21 protein-coding genes are annotated in these 21,668 nt (G+C 71.0%); 10 read left to right on the top strand and 11 right to left on the bottom strand.

Translation table 11 applies throughout. The annotated features are described in order from the left end of the window. Positions 1-2: 2 nt before the first annotated feature. Positions 3-512, bottom strand: a complete 510-nt coding sequence (locus tag AAFF41_RS32130; protein ID WP_054233186.1) for a MarR family winged helix-turn-helix transcriptional regulator — start codon at positions 510-512, stop codon at positions 3-5. An 11-nt stretch (positions 513-523) separates the two neighbouring features. Continuing rightward, positions 524-1,852, bottom strand: coding sequence for an MFS transporter (locus AAFF41_RS32125; protein ID WP_319746162.1), 1,329 nt, complete (start codon positions 1,850-1,852; stop codon positions 524-526). 75 nt (positions 1,853-1,927) lie between these two features. Between AAFF41_RS32125 and AAFF41_RS32120 the strand changes: the two genes are divergently transcribed. After that, positions 1,928-2,914 (top strand): ArsR/SmtB family transcription factor, encoded by a 987-nt coding sequence (locus AAFF41_RS32120; protein WP_319746164.1) that lies wholly within the window; start codon positions 1,928-1,930, stop codon positions 2,912-2,914. A gap of 20 nt (positions 2,915-2,934) precedes the next feature. Here the strand turns inward: AAFF41_RS32120 and AAFF41_RS32115 are convergent, their stop codons facing one another. From AAFF41_RS32115 to AAFF41_RS32095, 5 genes are all read right to left on the bottom strand, one after another. Further along, positions 2,935-3,567: a TetR/AcrR family transcriptional regulator gene (locus tag AAFF41_RS32115; RefSeq protein ID WP_343325042.1), complete on the bottom strand. Its 633-nt coding sequence runs from the start codon at positions 3,565-3,567 to the stop codon at positions 2,935-2,937. Then, positions 3,564-4,220 carry a DUF4166 domain-containing protein gene (locus AAFF41_RS32110; protein ID WP_319746832.1) on the bottom strand — a complete coding sequence of 219 codons (657 nt, stop codon included), beginning with the start codon at positions 4,218-4,220 and terminating at the stop codon, positions 3,564-3,566. Before AAFF41_RS32110 ends, AAFF41_RS32115 begins: the two co-directional genes overlap by 4 nt. Positions 4,221-4,243: 23 nt before the next feature. Beyond that, a complete protein-coding gene (locus AAFF41_RS32105; RefSeq protein WP_319746168.1) occupies positions 4,244-4,993 on the bottom strand; it encodes a hypothetical protein in 750 nt (249 codons plus the stop codon). Positions 4,994-5,142: 149 nt separating this feature from the next. Continuing rightward, positions 5,143-5,436 (bottom strand): MTH1187 family thiamine-binding protein, encoded by a 294-nt coding sequence (locus AAFF41_RS32100; protein ID WP_319746170.1) that lies wholly within the window; start codon positions 5,434-5,436, stop codon positions 5,143-5,145. Next, positions 5,433-5,780, bottom strand: coding sequence for a DUF3817 domain-containing protein (locus AAFF41_RS32095; protein WP_319746174.1), 348 nt, complete (start codon positions 5,778-5,780; stop codon positions 5,433-5,435). The genes AAFF41_RS32100 and AAFF41_RS32095 overlap by 4 nt, the downstream gene beginning before the upstream one ends. A gap of 214 nt (positions 5,781-5,994) precedes the next feature. Between AAFF41_RS32095 and AAFF41_RS32090 the strand changes: the two genes are divergently transcribed. The 4 genes from AAFF41_RS32090 (at position 5,995) to AAFF41_RS32075 (ending at position 8,654) form a co-directional block, all read left to right on the top strand. Beyond that, entirely contained in the window at positions 5,995-6,627 is a 633-nt protein-coding gene (locus tag AAFF41_RS32090; RefSeq protein ID WP_054233193.1) for an AIM24 family protein, read from the top strand. Between the two features lies 1 nt (position 6,628). Continuing rightward, positions 6,629-7,279 (top strand): AIM24 family protein, encoded by a 651-nt coding sequence (locus AAFF41_RS32085; protein WP_075028947.1) that lies wholly within the window; start codon positions 6,629-6,631, stop codon positions 7,277-7,279. Beyond that, a complete protein-coding gene (locus AAFF41_RS32080; RefSeq protein WP_060900268.1) occupies positions 7,276-8,085 on the top strand; it encodes an AIM24 family protein in 810 nt (269 codons plus the stop codon). The genes AAFF41_RS32085 and AAFF41_RS32080 overlap by 4 nt, the downstream gene beginning before the upstream one ends. A gap of 92 nt (positions 8,086-8,177) precedes the next feature. Next, a complete protein-coding gene (locus AAFF41_RS32075; RefSeq protein ID WP_168511268.1) occupies positions 8,178-8,654 on the top strand; it encodes a MarR family winged helix-turn-helix transcriptional regulator in 477 nt (158 codons plus the stop codon). A gap of 86 nt (positions 8,655-8,740) precedes the next feature. On the opposite strand, the gene AAFF41_RS32070 is transcribed toward AAFF41_RS32075, so the two are convergent. From AAFF41_RS32070 to AAFF41_RS32060, 3 genes are all read right to left on the bottom strand, one after another. Further along, a complete protein-coding gene (locus AAFF41_RS32070) occupies positions 8,741-9,994 on the bottom strand; it encodes an MFS transporter (protein WP_343325041.1) in 1,254 nt (417 codons plus the stop codon). A 710-nt stretch (positions 9,995-10,704) separates the two neighbouring features. After that, complete coding sequence (gene meaB, locus AAFF41_RS32065; RefSeq protein ID WP_319746180.1) at positions 10,705-11,661, bottom strand: methylmalonyl Co-A mutase-associated GTPase MeaB; 957 nt, start codon at positions 11,659-11,661, stop codon at positions 10,705-10,707. A gap of 90 nt (positions 11,662-11,751) precedes the next feature. Continuing rightward, positions 11,752-12,954 (bottom strand): acetyl-CoA C-acetyltransferase, encoded by a 1,203-nt coding sequence (locus tag AAFF41_RS32060; RefSeq protein WP_099943358.1) that lies wholly within the window; start codon positions 12,952-12,954, stop codon positions 11,752-11,754. 146 nt (positions 12,955-13,100) lie between these two features. Between AAFF41_RS32060 and mce the strand changes: the two genes are divergently transcribed. The 5 genes from mce to AAFF41_RS32035 all read left to right on the top strand — a co-directional run bounded on the left by mce (position 13,101) and on the right by AAFF41_RS32035 (position 20,718). Continuing rightward, positions 13,101-13,541, top strand: a complete 441-nt coding sequence (gene mce / locus AAFF41_RS32055) for a methylmalonyl-CoA epimerase (protein WP_054233200.1) — start codon at positions 13,101-13,103, stop codon at positions 13,539-13,541. Between the two features lie 265 nt (positions 13,542-13,806). Further along, positions 13,807-17,658 (top strand): polarized growth protein Scy, encoded by a 3,852-nt coding sequence (scy, locus tag AAFF41_RS32050; protein ID WP_319746183.1) that lies wholly within the window; start codon positions 13,807-13,809, stop codon positions 17,656-17,658. A 183-nt stretch (positions 17,659-17,841) separates the two neighbouring features. Then, a complete protein-coding gene (locus AAFF41_RS32045; protein ID WP_060901293.1) occupies positions 17,842-18,777 on the top strand; it encodes a coiled-coil domain-containing protein in 936 nt (311 codons plus the stop codon). 217 nt (positions 18,778-18,994) lie between these two features. Further along, a complete protein-coding gene (locus AAFF41_RS32040) occupies positions 18,995-19,945 on the top strand; it encodes an ABC transporter ATP-binding protein (RefSeq protein WP_054233260.1) in 951 nt (316 codons plus the stop codon). Positions 19,946-19,947: 2 nt separating this feature from the next. Beyond that, positions 19,948-20,718: an ABC transporter permease gene (locus AAFF41_RS32035; protein WP_343325040.1), complete on the top strand. Its 771-nt coding sequence runs from the start codon at positions 19,948-19,950 to the stop codon at positions 20,716-20,718. Positions 20,719-20,725: 7 nt separating this feature from the next. Here the strand turns inward: AAFF41_RS32035 and AAFF41_RS32030 are convergent, their stop codons facing one another. Continuing rightward, positions 20,726-21,595: a hypothetical protein gene (locus tag AAFF41_RS32030; protein ID WP_343325039.1), complete on the bottom strand. Its 870-nt coding sequence runs from the start codon at positions 21,593-21,595 to the stop codon at positions 20,726-20,728. Positions 21,596-21,668 lie beyond the last annotated feature (73 nt).

Raw genomic sequence — 21,668 nt, 5'->3', positions numbered from 1 at the left:
GTCTATTCCTCGTCGAAGTCGCTCGCGGCGATGCGCAGGGGCCGCAGCATCGCGAAGATCTCCGCGCACTCCTCGGAGTCGTAGGCCCCGAGCCCGAAGTCCATCGCCATCAGATCGCGGGTCGCCGCGTCGCAGACCTCACGGCCCTTCTCGGTGATGGAGGCGAGCGTTCCGCGCCCGTCGTTGGGGTTGGGCCGCTTGTCGACGAGCCCGGACCTCACCAGCCGGTCCACGGTGTTCGTGACGGAGGTCGGGTGCACCATGAGGCGCTCGCCGATCTTGGACATCGGGAGCTCGCCGGCCTTGGAGAAGGTGAGCAGGACCAGTGCCTCGTAGCGCGCGAAGGTGAGCCCGTACGGCTTGACGACCGCGTCGACCTCGGCGAGCAGGATCTGGTGCGCGCGCATGATCGAGGTGATCGCGGCCATGGACGGCACGGATCCCCAGCGCTGCTTCCACAGTTCGTCGGCGCGGGCGATGGGATCGAAGGCAAGGCTGAGCGGCTTCGGCACGGCATAAGACCTTACCCGCCGGTCATATGCTGGTCAGCCCCGTCTCGCCTTTCGGTCCCGGCCCCCTCCACGACGGGGGTCGCGGCCCCTTCCGTACGCCGCGCCTCCACCGCCAGCAGTACGCAGCAGACGGTGCCGAGCACCCCCGCGCCCGCGACGGTCGCCCGCACTCCGGCGAACTCCGCCGCCACCCCCGACAGCGCCATCCCCACCCCCTGGACGGTCATCAGACCGGCGGTGTTCAGCGTCATCGCCCGCCCTCGCAGCTCCTCGGGCACGGCCCGCACGAACCACTGGTCCAGGCCGAGCGAGTACGCGGATCCGGTGCCCGCGAGCAGCAGCAGGGCCAGCGACCAGCCGAGGCCCGGCCGCAGGACGTAGCCGACGTACGGCAGCAGGGTGACGCAGACGAGCGGGAGGGCGAGCCGGGTGCGGGTGGCGGGCCGCAGCCTCGAACCCGCGTACAGCTCCCCCGCGATCGTGCCGACCGGCAGGGCACACATCAGCAGGCCGAGCCCGGCCGATCCGGCGCCGAGCCCGTCGGCGTAGGGCGCGGCCAGCGCCTCCGGCGCGACGGCGAACATCGGCGGCACCCAGAACAGCAGGAGCAGGGCCCGTACCCGCCGGTCGGCGAGGATCCGGCGGGTTCCGTGGAGCGAGTCCCGCACCAGCGCGCCTTCGTGACGGGCCCGCGCGGGCCGTCGCCGGGTGCCCAAGCGCAGCAGCGCGGCGGAGGTCAGGAAGGTGCACACCGTGATGAGCAGCGCGCCGCGCGGTGACACGACGGTGAGCAGCACGCCGCCGAGCCCGAACCCGGCGAGCAGCGCGCCCTGCGAGACGATCCGCAGCAGCGAGCGGCCCAGTACGAACAGGTCGCCGTCGCCGAGGACGTCGGTCAGCGTCGCCGTCCGCGCCCCCTGGAAGAGCGGTGAGACGACGGCGAGCGCGCAGCGCATGGCCAGCAGTACGGCGATGGGCGCGCCCGGCACCACCATGACGGCCACGCAGCCCGCGCACACCAGGTCGCACACCACGAGGACCCGGCGGGCCGGGAAGCGGTCCGCGGCACCGGCGAGGAGGGTGCCGCCGACGAGGTAGGGGAGGAAGCCGAGCGCGAACGTCAGGGCGCTCATCAGGGGCGAGCCCGTCAGGTCGTAGACCAGGACGGACAGGGCGAGCTCGCTGACCACGAGCCCGAGCAGCGAGAACGCGTGGGCGGCGAAGACGGCGCGGAACTCCCGTACGGCGAAGACTCGGCCGTAGCCCGTGGCTTCGGGCGCGTTCGGTGGGGTGGGCGGCGTCGTTGTGGCCTTCGTCTCCGCCCTCTCTGCTTCCGGCATGGGCACCAGCGTGCTCACCCGTCGGGCCGGCCCGTAGAGTTTCGGCTCCAGCCGAATCTTCAGGGGTGCCTTTCCTTGCCTTCCCTTCTGCACTTCGGGGAGGACGACCTCCTCAACTGCCGTTTCGCGGTGTCGCCCCTGTGGGAGACGCAGGAGGCGGTCCGCACGCTCAACCGTCCCGCGCGGCACGGCTACCACGCGCACTGGCTGCGCCGTATCCGCGCGGCAGCCGCCGGGCTGGACCTCGCACCGCTGTGGCTGCTGATGCCGCAGCGCGGCTACTGCCCCGACTGGCTCTGCCCGCCTCCGATCGGTCCTGCGGCCACCTTCGAGGAGGAGATCGCGGCGGTCCGCGCGGCCGACCCCGAGGCGGCCCGCGAGGAGGCCGCGAGGTCACTCGCGGACACTCCGGGCGCCCTCGAGTCGTCCCGCGGCCGGTCGCTGGTGAAGGATCCGACGCGCATGGTCCAGGAGCTGGCCGACCTGATGGAGACGGCCTGGCACGCGCTCGTCGAGCCGGACTGGCCGCGGCTGCGCGCCCTGCTGGAGGCGGACATCGCGTTCCACTCGCGGCGGCTCGCGGAGGTCGGTCTGGGCGGGCTGCTGCCGGAGATCGACCGTCGGTTCGGCTGGCGCTCCCACACGCTGACCATCGAGTGGAAGGGCCGGCACGAGCGGGACCTCGCCGGCCAGGGCCTGATTCTGGTGCCCAGCGTCTTCATCTGGCCGGAGGTGGTCAGCTCCTTCGATCCGCCCTGGCAGCCCACGCTCGCCTACCCCGCCCGCGGCATCGGCGGTCTGTGGGCCGAACCGACGGACCACACCCCCGACGCCCTCGTGCGACTCCTGGGACGGGGCAGGGCCACCGTCCTCACGGCCCTGGACGAACCCACCACCACGACGGCCCTCGCCCACCGCCTCCGCCTCGCCCCGTCGTCCGTCTCCGCCCACCTCACGGTCCTGCGCGCCGGAGGTCTGCTCACCTCACGCCGCTACGGCCACCAGGTGCTGTACGAACGCACCCCCCTGGGGATGGCGCTGGCATCGGGTCCGGAGCAATAGGCCGCCCCGCGTCGCCCCGGTCAGCCGCGCGTGGTGCGGCGCAGGTGGTGGCGGATGGCTCGTTGGGCGACGGGACCCAGGGTGTCGAGGGCGGCGAGCAGGGCGGCCAGTTGTTCCAGGGCGTCGAGGGCGGCCCGGGAACCCTCGGGGTCGACCCCCTCGTACAGCTCGATGCCGACGAAGGACGCGGCGACGGCACGCGCCAGTCCGGCCGGATCGGCGAACTCGCCGAGCGGGGTCGGCGCGAGGACCCGGACCAGGACGCGCTCGATCTCGGTGATCCACAGATCGAGCCCCGCCGAGGTCGCGGGCGCCAGACGCGCGTCCGTCTGCGCCCCGGCGAGGAGCTGCCCCAGGACGGCGACATGCCCCTCGGCCCGCTCCACCTCGTGCATCTCCCGTCCGAACGCCAGGAGTTCCGCCAGCGACCCGACCTCGGCGAGCCGTTCCCGGTGGTTCGCGACCCGCTGCTCCGCCCCGTGGCGGACCGCGGCCGACAGCAATTCGTCCACGGACCCGAAGTGGTAGAAGACGAGTGCCTGGTTGACCCCGGCGGTCGCCGCGATCGTACGGGCCGAGGCTTTCGCGATCCCCTGCTCGGTGAGCGTCCGCAGGGCGCCCTCCAGCAGTTTCGCCCGGGTCGCCTCACTCACGCGCGCGCCTCCTCGCGGACGGGCCGCAGCCCGGGCCGCACCCCGCGGGTACGGATGTCGGTGTACGTCGCCCGGAAGCTGCCTTCGTAACCGAAGAGCGGACCGAAGCGGCGGTTCACGACCCGGACCCGGATGTGGAAGCGGCCCGTGGAGTCGTCGAAGGACTCGCGCACCTCGGCGTCGGCGCCGATGAGTTCGGGGACGCGGACGTCCACCGGGCCCTCCCGGAAGCGGTGTTCGCCGGAGCGGATCAGCAGGGAACCGTCGGGCTCGGCGCGCAGGTGCAGGTCGCTGGCGAGGTGCTGATGCGTGCCGAGGTAGTCGAGGACGCGGTCGCCCTTCGGGCTCAGCACCATCTGGGCATCGAAGCGGCGGGAGCGGCCGGGCAGGTCGAAGGTGCGCACGAAGCTCACCGTCTCACGGCCGAAGGTGTCGGCGTAGGGCACATTCTCGATCATGAAGGGGACGTTCCGGCCCGCACGCGGGACGAGGATGTTGCGGGTGCCGCCGAGGACCAGGAACGGCTTCACGAAGCCCCTGCCGTGCCAGACGCGGTCCATGACGCCGTGGCCGGTGCACGCCTCGCCGCCGGCCAGGCCCACGGAGAAGCGTCGCCTCAGCTCGGGGTGGAGGCGATCGAAATCGGCGCCCATCGCGGTGCGGAAGATGGAAGGGGTCACCGCTGCTCCAGGGTGGCGAGGACGCGGGGGGCGCGGACCCGCGCGATCGGGGTGCGCAGGCAGCGGCGGGCGGCCGGGGTGCCGGGCAGCGGGGGCGCGAAGAGCGCCAGAAGGGCGGCGACAACCGCCAGTACGGGTGTCGAGTAGAGGGCGAGCGGCGCCAGCGGGCCCGCCGCGTCCACGAGCGCGCCGTACACCGTGCCCGAGCAGGCGGCCAGCAGGACGAAACCGCGCACGGCGCACTCGGCGAGCCAGTGGCGCAGCGCCCGCTCCGGTGTGACGCCCCGCTCCAGCCAGATCCGCAGCCGGTCGAAGGACCAGGCCGTGGCCCAGCCGATGAGGGGGCGGAAGAGGAGCCGGTCGGCCACGGCTCCGAAGCGGCCCCAGCGCGGGCGGTAGTCGTACCCGGTGAGGAAGCGGACGCCGTCGGCGTCGGGGACGTAGCGCCAGTAGCCGCTGCCCTCGGCGAGGAGGGAGAGCGGGTGCGGGGAGGCGAAGCGCAGGGCGGAGGTGCGGGTGCCGTCGGGGCGCTCCTTCTCCCCGGCGCAGGCGCCCGTCCCGGCGACGGTCAGGAAGGGCAGCACCCGGGTGGCGTACCGGAAGCGCTGCGGCTCGCCCTCGACGCGCGGGAGGTAGTCGATGGAGGTGAACCTCAGGTCCCAGCGCTGGTGTTGCGCGGGGTCCTGCGTCCGTGCCCACAAGTCGTCGAGATCGCCTCGTACATGTGCCTCTACGTAGAGCCCCATTTACCGAACCCCCAGATCAGTGACCACTTTTGAGCGATCGCTCAATCGATCGCGCCTGAGATTACCGGGGTTTGAGCGATCGCTCAAACAGTCGGGCGCGAAAAACCCCGGCCCACTGGACCGGGGTTTCGGGTGTTCCCGCCGGAGGCCTACACGGACAGGTGCCTCTCCACCGTCTCCACCTTGGAGGTGAGACCGTCCGTCACACCGGGGCGGATGTCCGCCTTCAGGACGACGGACACGCGCGGCGCCCGTGCCTCGACGGCGGCGACGGCGCGCTTGACCACGTCCATCACCTCGTCCCACTCCCCCTCGACGGAGGTGAACATGGCGTCGGTGCGGTTCGGCAGCCCCGATTCACGCACGACCCGGACGGCGTCGGCGACGTACTCCCCCACGTCCTCGCCGACACCCAGGGGCGTCACGGAGAAGGCGACGATCATGAGGACTTCACGACTCCCTCGCGGCGGGCACGGGACGCGATGACCGCGTCCTCGCTCTCGCGCCGCAGCTTGCGCTCGGCGAAGAAACCGCCGGTGGGCAGCACGGACAGGATGAAGTAGAGGGCCGCCGTCTTCTTGCTCCACTTGGTGCGGCTCCAGGCGTCCGCCCAGAAGATCACGTACAGGACGAAGAGGATCCCGTGGATGGAGCCCATGACGGGCACCCCGTTGAAGTCCGTGGTCCGCTTCAGCACCGAGCAGAGGAGCAGCAGCAGGAAGGAGACGGCCTCGGGGGCCGAGACCAGGCGGAGGCGGCGGAGGGCGGTGGCGGTCTTTATGTCCACGGGTCACCTTCGGTGGGAGATTCGCTTTCGGCGGGGAGCCGCTTTGTGAACGTAAGCACAAGCGTCGACCATTGTGGCACCCGAGCCGGGGCGCCCCCGCCCCGGGGTGCGGGGCGGGGGTGTCCGCTTGGCCCCTAAGGGTCCGCTCAGGGGTGAGATCCACCCGTGGGCCCTGTCCGCGTTCACGCCCTGCCGCTACCTTCACCACGTGGCGATGTTCCGACTTCAAGGCAGCAAGGTGCTGGCCGTCGACATGACCGGGGACGCCGTGAAGGCGAAGAACGGCTCGATGGTCGCGTACGACGGTCAGATGGCGTTCAAGAAGCTGAGCGGCGGTGGGGAGGGGATCCGCGGGATGGTGACCCGACGCATCACCGGCGAGCAGATGACGGTGATGGAGGTGAAGGGGCAAGGGACCTGCTGGTTCGCGGACCGGGCCTCCGAGATCAACCTGGTGAACCTCCAGGGGGACAAGCTGTACGTCGAGTCGAGCAACCTGCTCGCGACCGACGCGGGCCTGCGGACGGGCACGTCCTTCACGGGCCTCAGAGGCGCCTCCCAGGGCAACGGGTTGTTCACGACCACCGTCGAGGGCCACGGCCAGGCGGCGATCACGTCCGACGGCCCGGCGGTGGTGCTGCGCGTCAGCTCCCAGTACCCGCTGACGGTCGACCCGGGGGCGTACATCGCGCACCAGGGCAATGTCCGGCAGTCCTTCCAGGCCGGCGTGACCTTCCGCACGTTCCTGGGCGAGGGCGGCGGCGAGGCCTTCCAGATCCGCTTCGAGGGCGACGGACTGGTCTACGTTCAGCCCAGTGAGCGCAACACGATCGCGGGGGACCTGTGACATGCCGTTCCGCGAAGTGAACTCCAAGATGATCGAGGCGACGGTCCTGCCCGGCCAGCGCCTGTTCAGTCAGCGCGGCGCGATGCTCGCCTACAAGGGTGAGGTCTCCTTCACACCCAACGTCCAGGGCGGCCAGGGCGGGATCATGTCGATGATCGGCCGCCGGGTCGCCAATGAGGCCACCCCGCTGATGACCGTCGAGGGCAGCGGCACGGTCTTCTTCGGGCACGGCGGCCATCACATCCAGGTGATCAACCTCTCGGGCGACACCCTGTACGTCGAGGCGGACCGGCTGCTGGCCTTCGACGGCACCCTCCAGCAGGGCACGATGTTCCTCGGCTCGCAGGGCGGGGTCATGGGCATGGTCCGCGGCCAGGTGACGGGCCAGGGGCTCTTCACGACCACACTCAAGGGGCACGGCGCGGTGGCCGTGATGGCCCACGGGGGCGTGATCGAAGTTCCCATCTCCCCCCAGCGCCCCGTCCATGTCGACCCCCAGGCGTACGTGGCGCACCACGGTGACGTACGCAACAAGCTGTCCACGGCGCTCGGCTGGCGCGACATGGTGGGCCGCGGCTCGGGCGAGGCGTTCCAGCTGGAGCTGAGCGGCAGTGGTGCGGTGTACGTCCAGGCCTCGGAGGAGAAGCTGTGAGCGCGTACGGGACCCCGGGCGGCCCGGTGATCTACGACCCGATGACCCTGCCGGTCGACGACAACGTGAACAAGTACACCTTCTGCGTGGAGCTCAAGGGGAGCCAGTGGTTCCTGCAGAAGGGCAAGATGATCGCCTACTACGGGTCGATGGATTTCAACGGCATCGGGCACGGCCGACTGGACCGTCTCGTGCGCACATCTTTCCATTCGCCTCTGCACGCGAGCGACTGGGTGGTGGCGGAGGGCTCGGGCAAGATGCTCCTCGCCGACCGGGCCTTCGACGTGAATTCGTATGACTTGGACGAGGGCAACCTGACCATTCGCTCTGGCAACCTGCTCGCTTTTCAGCCAAGTCTCGCGCTCAAGCAATCGATCGTGCCGGGCTTTTTGACGCTGATCGGAACCGGCAAGTTCGTGGCGGCCTCTAACGGCCCGGTGGTGTTCATGGAGCCTCCCATCCGGGTGGATCCGCAAGCGCTTGTCGGCTGGGCCGACTGCCCGTCCCCGTGCCATCACTACGACCACGGGTACATGACAGGCCTCATGGGCGGTCTACGTGCACTGACAGGCCTCGGCGGGGCCTCTGGAGAGGAGCACCAGTTCGAGTTCGTAGGGGCCGGCACGGTCCTGCTGCAGTCCACGGAGGTCCTCATGGCCGAGCAGGCCACGGGGGCCGTTCCGCATGAGCCGGGCGTGCCCGGCGGTGGCGGGGTACCCGGTCACCAGGGGCAGCACGGTCAGCAAGCCGGCACACCGCGTCTTCCCGGACAGCTCGGGGACCTCCAGCGTCGCTTCGGTCTGTGAGCGGTAGTCTGCGGAGTGTGACGTCGAACGCGTGCGCGTAGTCACACCACCCTCACTAGTTCGCCTTTCAACATTTTAGGTAGACTTCATTCATGGAGACCGAGACGGCCACGCGCTGGCTGACCGATGCGGAGCAGTGCGCCTGGCGCACCCACCTGGAGGTCAACAGGCTGTTGACGTACCAGCTCGAAAGGGATCTGCAGCCGTTCGGGCTGACGATGAACGACTACGAGATCCTGGTGAACCTCTCCGAGTCGGAGGGCTTCCGGCTGCGGATGAGCGACCTCGCGGCCGCCACCCTTCAGTCCAAGAGCCGGCTCTCGCACCAGATCACCCGCATGGAGAACGCGGACCTGGTCCGGCGCGAGAACTGCGAGTCCGACCGCCGGGGACTGTTCGCCGTCCTCACCGATCACGGCATGGAGACGATGAAGAAGGTCGCCCCGCACCACGTGGCGTCCGTGCGCAGGCACTTCATGGATCTGCTGTCCCCGGAGGCCCTGGAGGAGCTGCACAAGTCGTTGCGGCCGATCGCGGAGCATTTGCGGGGGCAGCGAGGCAAGCCGTAACGGCTCGGTGAGTGCGGACCGGCCGTAGCCGCGGGTTGCCTGTCACTGCGGGTGGTCCGTGGCTGGTCGCGCCGTTCCCCGCGCCCCTAAGGGGCGCGGGTCAGCTCGGGCGTGTCCCTGGAGGCTCCGTGCGACGCCCTCGCCGCACGAGCACCCTGCGCCGAGAGCACGCCCACCGCCACCGCCACGGCCCCCGCGATCGCGAAGCACAGGCCCAGAGGTAGGCGGCCCACCAGAAGGCCTACTCCCGCGGTGCCACTCGCGCTTCCGGCGTTCACCGCGGTGTTGACCCAGGCTCCGGCCTGGGTACGGCGGCCCGACGGGGCCGCCTCGTCGGCGATCAGATACGACGTCGTGAGGGCCGGGGCGACGAAGAAACCGGCGCAGGCCACGGCGACGGTCAGGGCGCCGAGGCCGGGAGCGAGACCCGCGGCCGACAGGGCGAGGCCCAGGCCGCCCGCCAGCAGCGGCAGCCGCGCCCGTGCGGGCGTACGCCAGTCGACGGCGCCGTTCAGGAGGCCGCCCAGGGCGCTGCCCAGCGACAGTGCGGCGAGTACCCAGGCCACCACGTCGTTCCCGTGATGGTGTCGTGTGGCGTAGGCCATCACCAGAAGGTCGACGGCTCCCACCGACAGGCCGACGCCCGCCGCGACGACGACGGGCTGCAGGAGCGCGCGTCCGTCGCGGAAACGGCGCCCCGCGCGTGCGACGGGCTTCGTCACGGCCGGACGTACGCCCGCCACGGCCGGCGACAGGACGAGGGCGAGGGTTCCGGCCCACACCAGCAGGGCGCAGAGCGCGAGCGCGGCGGCCGGGGGTGCGAACTGGACGACCGCGCCCACCAGCAGCGGACCCGAGACGAAGAGGATCTCCTCGGCGATCCCGTCCAGGCTGTACGCCCGCTGCAGGACCCGGTTGTCCTCGATGACCTCGCCCCACAGGGCGCGCACCGTGGGGCCGAGGGGTGGCGTGCAGGCGCCCGCGGTGACGGCGAGGGCGCCGAGGGCGGGTGCCGGTGTTCCGGGCCGCCAGGCCGCTGTCGCGAGGGCCGCGAGCAGGGTGGCGTAGAGCGAGGCCATCGGGATGAGGGCGCGGCGGGGGCCGTGGCGGTCGATCAGGGCCGCCCTGACGGGTGACAGGAGCACGCTGGTCGCGCCGAACAGTGCCATGACCGTGCCGGCGGCGGCGTACGAGCCGGTGGCCTCGGTCACGCTGAGCATCACGGCCAGCGAGACCATGCCGTAGGAGAGTCTGCCGATGAGGGCGGCGGTGAAGGTGTGGCGGGTGTGGGGGATGCGGAAGAACGCGGCGTACGAGGGCCGCGGCGCGGGCGCAGACATGTTGGGGTTCCTCGAGCGGGAGGCGGAAAGGGGTCGCCTGAGTGCCGCGACGGCGCACCCACCGGTGTCCGTCGCGGGCCTGGGCGGGCCCTATGCCAAGAGGAGGAACACGGGCCTTAACGTAACAGCGGGCGCCGAGAGTTGACAGGTACCGGGTCCTCGCCCCCGCCGCCCCTACCCGTCCCTTCCCCAGGGGCTCCGCCCCTTCGACCCCGAACCCCCGCGGGGCTCCGCCCCTGCACCCCACCAGGGGCTGCCGCCCCCTGGCCCCCGCATCGGTCTGACAGCCTCGCCCTGAAACGCCGGACGGCCCCAAAAACGCGCGCCACCGCCCTCAAGGGCCGCGAGGAACTGCACGACAAGCCCCCACCGCCCCGCGGCCGAAGCACTCCCCCGCGGACGCGATCCGGGGCGCAGCCCCGCCCCAGGGGCGCGGGGAACGGCGCAACCAGCCCCCACCCACCCGCAGGCAAGGAACTTGCGGTGGCAGCGGGATTCGGGCGCAGCCCCGCCCCAGGGGCGCGGGGAACGGCGCGACCAGCCCCCACCCACCCGCAGGCAAGGAACTTGCAGCGGACGGGGGATCGGGGCGCAGCCCCGGCCCCAGGGGCGCGCGCGAGCGGCCCGCAGGCGCTCGCAGGCGAAGAACCCGCCCGGGGGTCCGGGGGCGGAGCACCCGGGGGCGGGGTGGGCGGGTGGGAAACCCCGTCTCAGCTCTCCGTCAGGCCCTCCACCAACGAGTCCGCCGCCCGGTAGGGATCCAGCTCCCCCGCCACGATCCGCTCCGCGAGCGCACTCAGGCGGCGGTCACCATGAAGGTCACCGATCCGTTGACGCAGCGCCGTGACGGCGATCGTCTCGACCTCCTGGGACGCCCGGGCGAGGCGGCGCTCGGCGAGGACACCATGCTCCTCCATCCAGGCGTGGTGCTTCTCCAGGGCCTCGACGACCTCGTCGATGCCCTCACCCCGCGCCGCCACCGTCTTGACGATCGGCGGCCGCCAGTCCCCGGGACCTCGGGACTCGCCGAGCCCGAGCATGTGGTTCAGCTCACGCGCGGTCGCGTCGGCACCGTCCCGGTCGGCCTTGTTCACCACGTACACGTCGCCGATCTCCAGGATTCCGGCCTTCGCCGCCTGGATGCCGTCGCCCATGCCGGGGGCGAGCAGGACCACCGAGGTGTCCGCCTGGGAGGCGATCTCCACCTCCGACTGGCCCACACCGACCGTCTCCACCAGGATCACGTCACAGCCCGCCGCGTCCAGGACGCGGATGGCCTGGGGGGCCGACCAGGCCAGACCGCCCAGATGGCCTCGCGTGGCCATCGAGCGGATGTAGACGCCGGGGTCGGAGGCGTGCTCGGACATGCGCACACGGTCGCCGAGCAGGGCGCCTCCGGAGAACGGCGAGGACGGGTCGACGGCCAGGACTCCGACCCGCTTGCCCTGCCGCCGGTACGCCGTCACCAGCGCCGAGGTCGAGGTCGACTTGCCCACGCCCGGAGAGCCGGTGAGCCCGACGACGTACGCGTTGCCGGTCAGCGGGGCCAGCGCCGCCATGACCTCGCGCAACTGCGGGGACGCCCCCTCCACCAGGGAGATCAGCCGGGCCACGGCCCGCGGCCTGCCTTCCCTGGCCTGGGCCACCAGCGAGGAGACGTCCTGCATCACAGCTCCGTTCAGATCCGTTCAGAGTCGTACGCACCGAGGTCGTTCAGAGTCGTACGCACCAGGGTCGTACGGAAAGAGACAACGGCTTCAGGCCTTGGGTACCCGCACGATCAGCGCGTCACCCTGCCCGCCCCCACCGCACAGCGCCGCCGCGCCGACCCCGCCGCCGCGCCGCTTGAGCTCCAGGGCGAGGTGCAGCACGAGGCGGGCGCCGGACATCCCGATCGGGTGACCGAGGGCGATGGCACCACCGTTGACGTTCACCTTTTCCGTGGATACGCCGAGGTCCTTCATTGACTGCACGGCGACCGCGGCGAACGCCTCGTTGATCTCGATCAGGTCGAGATCGGAGACATCGAGGCCCTCCTTCTTCAGGGCGTGCAGGATCGCGTTCGACGGCTGGGACTGGAGGGAGTTGTCCGGACCCGCGACGTTCCCGTGCGCGCCGATCTCGGCGATCCACTGGAGGCCGAGCTCCTGCGCCTTGGTCTTGCTCATCACGACCACGGCCGCGGCGCCGTCGGAGATCTGCGAGGAGGTGCCCGCCGTGATCGTGCCGTCCCGGGTGAAGGCGGGGCGCAGCTTGGCCAGCGACTCCGCCGTGGTCTCGGCGCGGATGCCCTCGTCCTTGCTGAAGACGACGGGCTCGCCCTTGCGCTGCGGAATCTCCACGGGCGTGATCTCCGCCTCGAAGATGCCGTTCTTCTGGGCGGTGGCCGCGCGCTGGTGGGAGAGGGCCGCGATCTCGTCCTGCTCCGGGCGGGCGATGCCCAGGCGTGTGTTGTGCTTCTCCGTCGACTCGCCCATGGCGATGTTCTCGAAGGCGTCGGTGAGGCCGTCGTACGCCATCGCGTCGAGCATCTCGATCGCGCCGTACTTGAAGCCCTCGCGGGACTTGGGGAGCAGGTGGGGCGCGTTCGTCATGGACTCCTGGCCGCCCGCGACCACGATGTCGAATTCACCCGCGCGGATCAGCTGGTCCGCGAGCGCGATGGCGTCGAGACCGGACAGACACACCTTGTTGATCGTGAGCGCCGGGACGCTCATCGGGATGCCCGCCTTGACCGCGGCCTGGCGCGCCGGGATCTGGCCCGCCCCGGCCTGCAGCACCTGACCCATGATCACGTACTGCACCTGGTCGCCACCGATCCCCGCACGGTCGAGGGCGGCCTTGATCGCGAAGCCTCCGAGGTCGGCCCCGGAGAAGGACTTCAGCGAGCCAAGCAACCGTCCCATGGGCGTTCGGGCGCCCGCGACGATCACCGAGGTACTGCTGTTCGTTCCAGACATGAGGTGCGATCCCCTTACCGGCTGCACAGCCGAGGAGTGAACGAGGGTTTACTTGAATGTACTGAGCGGTAGGCCACCCGTCATCCGGCAGTCAGTGTGATCGCGCGCACGTTGCGTAACCGCCGTATGAGCGCTGCACTGACTCCATGCTGACGCGAATCGACCACATCGGTATCGCCTGCTTCGACCTCGACGCGACTGTCGAGTTCTACCGGGCGACGTACGGCTTCGAGGTCTTCCACTCCGAGGTCAACGAGGAGCAGGGCGTCCGCGAGGCCATGCTCAAGATCAATGAGACGTCCGACGGCGGCGCCTCCTACCTCCAGCTCCTGGAGCCGACCCGCGAGGACTCGGCCGTCGGGAAGTGGCTGGCGAAGAACGGCGAAGGTGTCCATCACATCGCGTTCGGCACGGCGGACGTAGACGCCGATGCCGCCGATATCAGGGAGAAAGGCGTACGAGTCCTCTACGACGAGCCCCGACGCGGCTCCATGGGGTCACGAATCACGTTCCTTCACCCAAAGGATTGCCATGGTGTCCTGACAGAACTGGTCACTTCGGCGGCTGTTGAGTCACCTGAGCACTGACCTCCGTATATCTGGGCCGGTAGGGTTGGGGGTGGCCGCTGCCGTTTGGGGGCGGCCCAGGGTCTGTCCGGCGACGGGCCCTGAGGTCATGCCGTCCAAAGGACGGCGTGGTCAAGGGCCGGGGTCCAGGTTTCGGGGGACGAGCGTCGGGGCGACAGCCCGTGCTCCGCTGTTGATCTGACACCATTCCCCGGGGGCCCCGTTCGGCGGATGGACGGGGTTCGTTTGGAGAGACTTGCGACCAGGGGACGGATGGGACCGCGCAGTGCGGGGCTACGAACGCCAGGAGCGAGAGCCGGCGGCTGACGTCGACCACCTCTCTCGGTTCGAGGCCGAGATGGAACGGCTGAAGACCGAGCGGGAGAAGGCCGTCCAGCACGCCGAGGACCTCGGCTATCAGGTCGAGGTGCTGCGCGCCAAGCTGCACGAGGCGCGCCGCAGTCTGGCGACCCGGCCTGCCTACGACAGCGGTGGCGACCTCGGCTATCAGGCCGAGCAATTGCTCCGTAATGCCCAGATCCAGGCCGATCAGCTGCGCGCCGACGCCGAGCGCGAGATGAGCCAGGCCCGGGCCCAGACGCAGCGCATCCTCCAGGAGCACGCCGAGCAGGCCGCCCGCTTGCAGGCGGAGCTGCACCAGGAGGCGGTCGCGCGCCGCCAGCAGCTCGATCAGGAGCTGGCCGAGCGCCGTCAGACCGTCGAGTCGCACGTCAACGAGAACGTGGCGTGGGCCGAGCAGCTGCGCGCCCGCAGCGAGCAGCAGGCCCGGCGGCTCCTGGAGGAGTCGCGCGCGGAGGCGGACCAGGCGCTGAGCGCCGCCCGCACGGAGGCCGAGCGGATCGCCGCCGAGGCCCGCCAGCGGCTGACGAACGACGCCGAGTCGGCCCGCGCCGAGGCCGAGGCGCTGCTGCGCCGGGCCCGCACGGACGCCGAGCGGCTGCTGAACGCCGCGTCGATGCAGGCCCAGGAGGCCACCGACCACGCCGAGCAGCTGCGCAGCTCCACGGCGAACGAGTCGGACAACGCCCGCCGCCAGGCCACCGAGCTGAGCCGGGCCGCCGAGCAGCGCATGACGGAGGCCGAGGCGGCGCTGCGCGAGGCGCGGACCGAGGCGGACAAGGTCGTCGCCGAGGCGAAGGAGGCCGCGGCCAAGGCCCTGGCGAGCGCCGAGTCGGCGAACGAGCAGCGCACGCGGACGGCGAAGGAACAGGTCGCCCGGCTGGTCAGCGAGGCCACCAAGGAGGCCGAGACCACCAAGTCCGACGCCGAGCAGGCCGTCGCGGACGCCAAGGCCAAGGCCGAGAAGATCGTCGCGGAGGCCGAGGAGACCGCGCGCAGCCTCACCGCCGAGGAGACCGCCTCCCAGCTCTCCAAGGCGGCCCGTACCGCCGAGGACGTCCTGAACAAGGCGTCCGAGGACGCCAAGGCGACCAGGAAGGCGGCGGCCGAGGAGGCCGAGCGGATCCGCACCGAGGCGGAGTCCGAGGCGGACCGGCTGCGTGCCGAGGCGCACGACATCGCCGAGCAGCTCAAGGGCACGGCGAAGGACGACACCAAGGAGTACCGCGCCAAGACGGTCGAGCTGCAGGAGGAGGCGCGCCGGCTGCGCGGCGAGGCCGAGCAGCTGCGCTCCGACGCCAATGCCGAGGGCGAGCGGATCCGCTCCGAGGCCCGGCGCGAGGCCGTCCAGCAGATCGAGGAGGCGGCCAAGACCGCCGAAGAGCTGCTCGCGAAGGCCAAGGCGGACGCGGACGAGCTGCGGAACACGGCCACCAGCGACAGCGAGCGGGTACGCACCGAGGCCATCGAGCGCGCCACGACGCTGCGCCGTCAGGCCGAGGAGACCCTGGAGCGCACGCGCAAGGAGGCCGAACGCAACCGCGAGGAGGCCGTCGAGCTCTCCGAAACGATCAAGGCGGAGGCCGAGCGGGCCGCCGAGACGTTGCGCGAGGAGACCGAGCGCGCCATAGCGGCCCGTCGGACGGAGGCCGCCGAGGAGCTGACCCGGCTGCACACCGAGGCGGAGCAGCGGCTCGCCTCGGCCGAGCAGGCGCTGAGCGACGCACGGGCGGACGCCGAGCGGATCCGCCGCGAGGCCGCCGAGGAGAGCGACCGGCTGCGTTCGGAGGCCGCCGAGCGGATCCGTACGCTCCAGGCACAGGCCGAGGCGGAGGCGGAGCGGCTGCGCAACGAGGCCGCCGCGGACGCCTCCACGTCGCGCGCCGAGGGCGAGAACATCGCCGTACGACTGCGCTCGGAGGCCGCGGCGGAGGCCGAGCGGCTGAAGTCGGAGGCCCAGGACACCGCCGACCGGGTACGGGCGGAGGCCCAGGCCGCGGCCGAGCGGCTGGCCACCGAGGGCGCGGAGACGCTGGCCGCCGCCCAGGAGGAGGCCGCCCGGCGCCGCCGCGAGGCCGAGGAACTCCTCGGTTCCGCGCGCCAGGAGGCGGACCAGGAGCGCGAGCGGGCCCGGGAGCAGAGCGAGGAGCTCCTCGCCTCCGCGCGCAACCGTGTCGACGAGGCCCAGGCCGAGGCCGTACGGCTGGTCGAGGAGGCCGACCGGCGCGCGACCGAGATGGTCTCCAGCGCCGAGCAGACCGCGCAGCAGGTGCGCGACGCCGTGGCGGGGCTGCACGAGCAGGCCCAGGAGGAGATCACCGGCCTGCGCAGCGCCGCCGAGCACGCGGCGGACCGGACCAGGACCGAGGCGCAGGAGGAGGCGGACCGGGTCCGCGCCGACGCGTACGCGGAGCGGGAGCGGGCCTCCGAGGACGCGAGCCGTATCCGGCGTGAGGCGGCCGAGGAGACGGACGCCGCCAAGTCGCTCGCGGAGCGTACGGTTTCGGAGGCGATCGCCGAGTCCGAGCGGCTGCGTTCGGAAGCCGCCGAGCACGCCGAGCGGGTGCGCGCCGAGGCCTCCGACACCATCGCGAACGCCGAGCAGGACGCTTCGCGCAGCCGTGCCGAGGCCCGGGAGGACGCGAACCGGATCCGTTCGGACGCGGCCACGCAGGTCGACACGCTCATCACCGAGGCGCGCTCCGAGGCGGAGCGGCTGACGAACGAGACGAACGCCGAGGCCGAGCGCGTGCGCGCGGAGTCCGTGGCCAAGGCCGAGCGGCTGGTCTCGGACGCGACCGGGGACGCGGAGCGGCTGCGCGCCGAGGCCGCCGAGACGGTCGGTTCCGCGCAGCAGCACGCCGAGCGGATCCGCAGCGAGTCCGAGCGCGTCAAGGCCGAGGCGGCGGCGGAGGCCGAGCGGCTCACGTCCGAGGCCCGTGAGGAGGCCGACCGGACGCTGGACGCGGCACGCCGGGAGGCCAACAAGCGGCGCTCCGAGGCGGCCGAGCAGGTCGACACCCTCATCTCGGAGACGGCGTCCGAGGCGGACAAGCTGCTCGCCGAGGCGCAGCAGAGCGCGCAGAAGACCACGGCGGACGCCGAGTCGCAGGCCGACACGATGGTGGGCGCGGCACGCAACGAGGCCGAGCGGCTGGTCTCCGAGGCGACCGTCGAGGGCAACACCCTGGTGGAGCGGGCCCGTACGGACGCGGACGAGCTGCTGGTCGGCGCGCGCCGGGACGCGACCGCCATAAGAGAGCGGGCGGAGGAGCTGCGCGACCGCGTCACCACCGAGATCGAGGAACTGCACGAGCGGGCCAGGCGTGAGTCGGCCGAGGCGATGAAGACGGCCGGCGAGCGCTGCGACGCGCTGGTGCGGGCCGCCGAGGACCAGCTCGCCGAGGCCGAGGCGAAGGCGAAGGACCTGGTCTCGGAGGCCAACTCCGAGGCGAGCAAGGTCCGTATCGCCGCGGTCAAGAAGGCCGAGGGGCTCCTCAAGGAGGCCGAGCAGAAGAAGAGCTCGCTCATCGCGGAGGCGACGGAGATCAAGGCCGAGGCCATCCGCGAGGCGCGGGCCGCGGTCGAGGAGGGCAAGCGCGAGCTGGAGGTGCTGATCCGCCGGCGCGAGGACATCAACGCCGAGATCTCCCGTGTCCAGGATGTCCTGGAGGCGTTGGAGTCCTTTGAGGCCCCGTCCGCAGGCAAGGACGGTGGGGTCAAAGCGGGCGCTGCCGTCGGCGCAACTCGTTCGAGTGGCAAGTCGTCAGAAGGCTAGCCATAACCACCCATTCCGTGCTTTGCACGGACCTTTGCCACAGGTCCTGGCAAGCCGTCTGACAGTTAGCCACCCAAAAGGAGTCTCATTCTCCAGATCAAACACGCATCCGCTCGATGACACACCGCTTTGGCCCCTAGGATTCCCCCTATCACCTCACCGGTCTCATTCGACAGGAACCCCATGAGCGACACTTCCCCCTACGGCTTCGAGCTTGTGCGGCGTGGGTACGACCGCGCTCAGGTGGACGAACGCATTTCGAAGCTCGTCTCCGACCGTGACAGCGCTCTGGCCCGTATCACTGCTCTCGAAAAGCGCATCGAGGAGCTCCACCTCGAGACGCAGAACGCCCAGGCCCAGGTCAGCGACGCGGAGCCGTCGTACGCGGGTCTCGGCGCGCGTGTCGAGAAGATCCTCCGCCTCGCCGAGGAGGAGGCGAAGGATCTGCGCGAGGAGGCCCGTCGCGCGTCCGAGCAGCACCGTGAGCTCGCCGAGTCGGCCGCCCAGCAGGTCCGCAACGACGCAGAATCGTTCGCTGCAGACCGCAAGTCCAAGGCCGAGGACGAGGGCGTCCGGATCGTCGAGAAGGCCAAGAGCGACGCCTCCCAGCTGCGCCAGGAGGCGCAGAAGGACGCGCAGTCCAAGCGCGAGGAGGCGGACGCCCTCTTCGAGGAGACCCGTGCCAAGGCCGCACAGGCCGCCGCCGACTTCGAGACGAACCTCGCCAAGCGCCGCGAGCAGTCCGAGCGCGACCTGGCGTCGCGTCAGGCCAAGGCCGAGAAGCGCCTCGCGGAGATCGAGCACCGCGCGGAGCAGCTCCGCCTGGAGGCCGAGAAGCTGCGCACGGACGCCGAGCGCCGCGCCCGCCAGACGGTGGAGACGGCCCAGCGCCAGGCCGAGGACATCGTGGCCGACGCGAACGCCAAGGCCGACCGCATCCGCTCGGAATCCGAGCGCGAGCTGGCGGCGCTGACGAACCGTCGCGACTCGATCAACGCTCAGCTCACGAACGTCCGCGAGATGCTCGCGACGCTCACGGGCGCCGCGGTGGCCGCCGCGACCACGCCCGCCGAGGACGAGCCGATCTCCCGCGGGGTTCCGGCCCAGCAGTCCCGGTAGGTTCGGGCAGTTTCCGACAGCACTCCGGCCCGCGCTCTCTTCTCGGGAGCGCGGGCCGTCGGCGTGCCCCGCGAGGGGCGCGGGGCGGTGACATTTCGCCGCTCCGCCGCGTGGGCGCGACAAGCCACGATGACGCGGCGGTCGGAGACGGTGAACATGCGGCAAACACACCGCCGCCCAAGTGGCACGGCCCCAGACCGCGTCCTACCGTGTCCGCATGATCGAGCTAGAGGGGCTGACCAAGCGGTACGGCGAGAAGGTGGCGGTCAACCATCTGACCTTCACCGTCAGACCCGGTATCGTCACGGGGTTCCTCGGTCCGAACGGCGCGGGCAAGTCCACGACGATGCGGATGATGCTCGGCCTCGACCACCCCACCGCGGGCGACGTACGCATCGACGGGAAGCACTACGACCACCTCAAGGACCCGCTGAAGTACATCGGCGCCCTGCTGGACGCCAAGGCCATGCACGGCGGCCGCAGCGCCTTCAACCACCTCCTCTGTCTCGCCCAGAGCAACGGCATCCCCAAGGCGCGGGTGGACGAGGTCCTGGACACCGTGGGCCTCACCTCGGTGGCCAGGAAGAAGGCCAAGGGCTTCTCGCTCGGCATGGGCCAACGACTCGGCATCGCGGGCGCGCTGCTCGGCGACCCGCGGATCCTGATGTTCGACGAGCCGGTCAACGGCCTCGACCCCGAGGGCATCCACTGGATCCGCAACCTGATGAAGTCGCTGGCCGGCCAGGGCCGTACGGTCTTCGTGTCGAGTCACCTCATGAGCGAGATGGCGCTGACCGCGGATCACCTCGTCGTCATCGGCCAGGGCCGCCTCCTCGCGGACACCTCCATGGCCGACTTCATCGCGCAGAACTCGCGGTCGTACGTCCGTATCCGCTCCCCCCAGCGCGAGCGGCTGCTCGACGTCCTGCACGGGGCGGGGATCACCGTCGTCGAGAGCGGCAGCGGGACGCTGGAGGTGGACGGCGCGAAGTCGGAGCAGATCGGTGAGCTGGCCGCGCAGCACCAGATCGTGCTGCACGAGCTGAGCCCCCAGCAGGCCTCCCTGGAAGAGGCGTTCATGCGGCTGACCGCGGAGTCGGTGGAGTACCACGCGCACACCGATGCCCCGCCCCAGCAGTGGGGCGGCGGCTGGAACAAGGAGACCTGAGCATGGCGGCGACCCAGGTCCTCAAGTCCGAGTGGACCAAGATCCGGTCGGTCGCGTCCACCGTCTGGACGCTCAGTCTCGCCGCGGTGGTCACGATCGCGCTGGGCATCCTGATCTCGCTGCTGTCGAACAACGAGTTCGACAAGATGGGCGAGAAGGACCGGCTCTCCTTCGACCCGACGTTCATCAGCTTCGCGGGGATGACCCTCGGTCAGCTCGCGATGATCGTGTTCGGGGTGCTCGTGGTCGGCAACGAGTACAGCACCGGCATGATCCGCACCTCGCTGGCCGCGGTCCCGCAGCGCGCCACGTTCCTCTTCAGCAAGATCGCGGTGGCGGCGGGGCTCGCCCTCGTCGTCGGCATGATCACCAGCTTCATCGCCTTCTTCCTCGGACAGGCGGCGCTCGGCACGCACAGCGCGTCGATCAGCGACTCCGGGGTGCTGCGCGCGGTGGTCGGCGGCGGCCTCTACATGACGCTGATCGCGGTCTTCTCGATGGGCGTCGCGACGATGCTGCGCAGCCCGATGCTCTCGCTCGGCATCCTCATGCCGTTCTTCTTCCTGATCTCCAACATCCTCGGCGCGGTGTCCGCGACCAAGAGGATCGGCCGCTATCTGCCCGACCAGGCCGGCAGCAAGATCATGCGGGTGGTGACCCCGATCGGCGACGACACCCCGTACGGCCCCTGGGGCGGCCTGGCGATCATGGTCCTGTGGGTGGTCGCGGCGCTCCTCGGCGGCTATCTGCTGCTGAAGAGGCGGGACGCGTAGACGACCTTCAGGGCCTGAGGTCCTCGCCGTTCGGGTGGGGTTCCAGGGCGTCGAAGTCCGTCCAGCCCTCCCAGCGCCACACGTCCTTGTCCAGGTCCGGCTGGAGCGGCACGAAGCGGCCGAGTTCGAAGTCGCCCGCCTCCAGGTCGAACCAGCGCTCGTCGGCGACCTCGGTGCCCAGGCCCACCGTCCGTGCCGTCAGCCGGACGAGGAGCTTGACGCCGTACGAGCCGGACAGCTCCTTGCCCTGGATACGCCGGAACGGCAGTTCGGCCACCGGTGCCTCGACCGGTATCCACACGGTGAACGGCGCCCCGCGCTCGACCGCGAGCCAGTACCGCTCGTCGGCCGGTTCGCCCTGCGCGTCCAGGACCTTCAGCCACTGCTTGTAGATGACCAGGCTGCCGTCGTGCGGGGAGCGCTCCAGGTAGCGCAGATGGGCACGGGCGCGCAGATCCACGACGGACAGGTTGTCGAAGCGGTTGTAGAAGCGGACGGCGATGATCGCGTCCTCGCTGTCGGCGTGGCGCCTCGAGTAGCCGGGGAAGTCCGCGGTCCAGGCGTGCGAGATGCTGGCCCGCTGCCGCCAGACGAACGGCCGCAGCGCGAACATCTTGATCAGGACGATGCCCAGCAGCACCGCGGGCACCAGGGAGCCCGTGACGGAGGCGACCGTGGCGAGCAACTGGTGCGCGGTGCTGTCCGGCTCGGGGCTGAGATTGTCCGTACCGACACTCGCCCGCAGCACCGCGAGACTCAGGTCGAAGAGCCGCTCCCCGTTCGAGAACCGCTGCGCCATCGACCGCGACGAGTGCTCGGTGAGCGTCCACGCGGTCGCGATGACGACGGAGAGCCCGGCCAGCGCGCCCAGCGTCATCAGAAGGAGGGCGTGGACGGTACGTCCGGCGATCCACCAGCGAACGGACGTACGGAAGCGCGGATGGGCCCGG

The sequence above is a fragment of the Streptomyces mirabilis genome (assembly GCF_039503195.1).
GTDB classification, from domain to species: Bacteria; Actinomycetota; Actinomycetes; order Streptomycetales; family Streptomycetaceae; genus Streptomyces; species Streptomyces mirabilis_D.
This window is presented reverse-complemented; position numbering and strand designations above follow the sequence as displayed.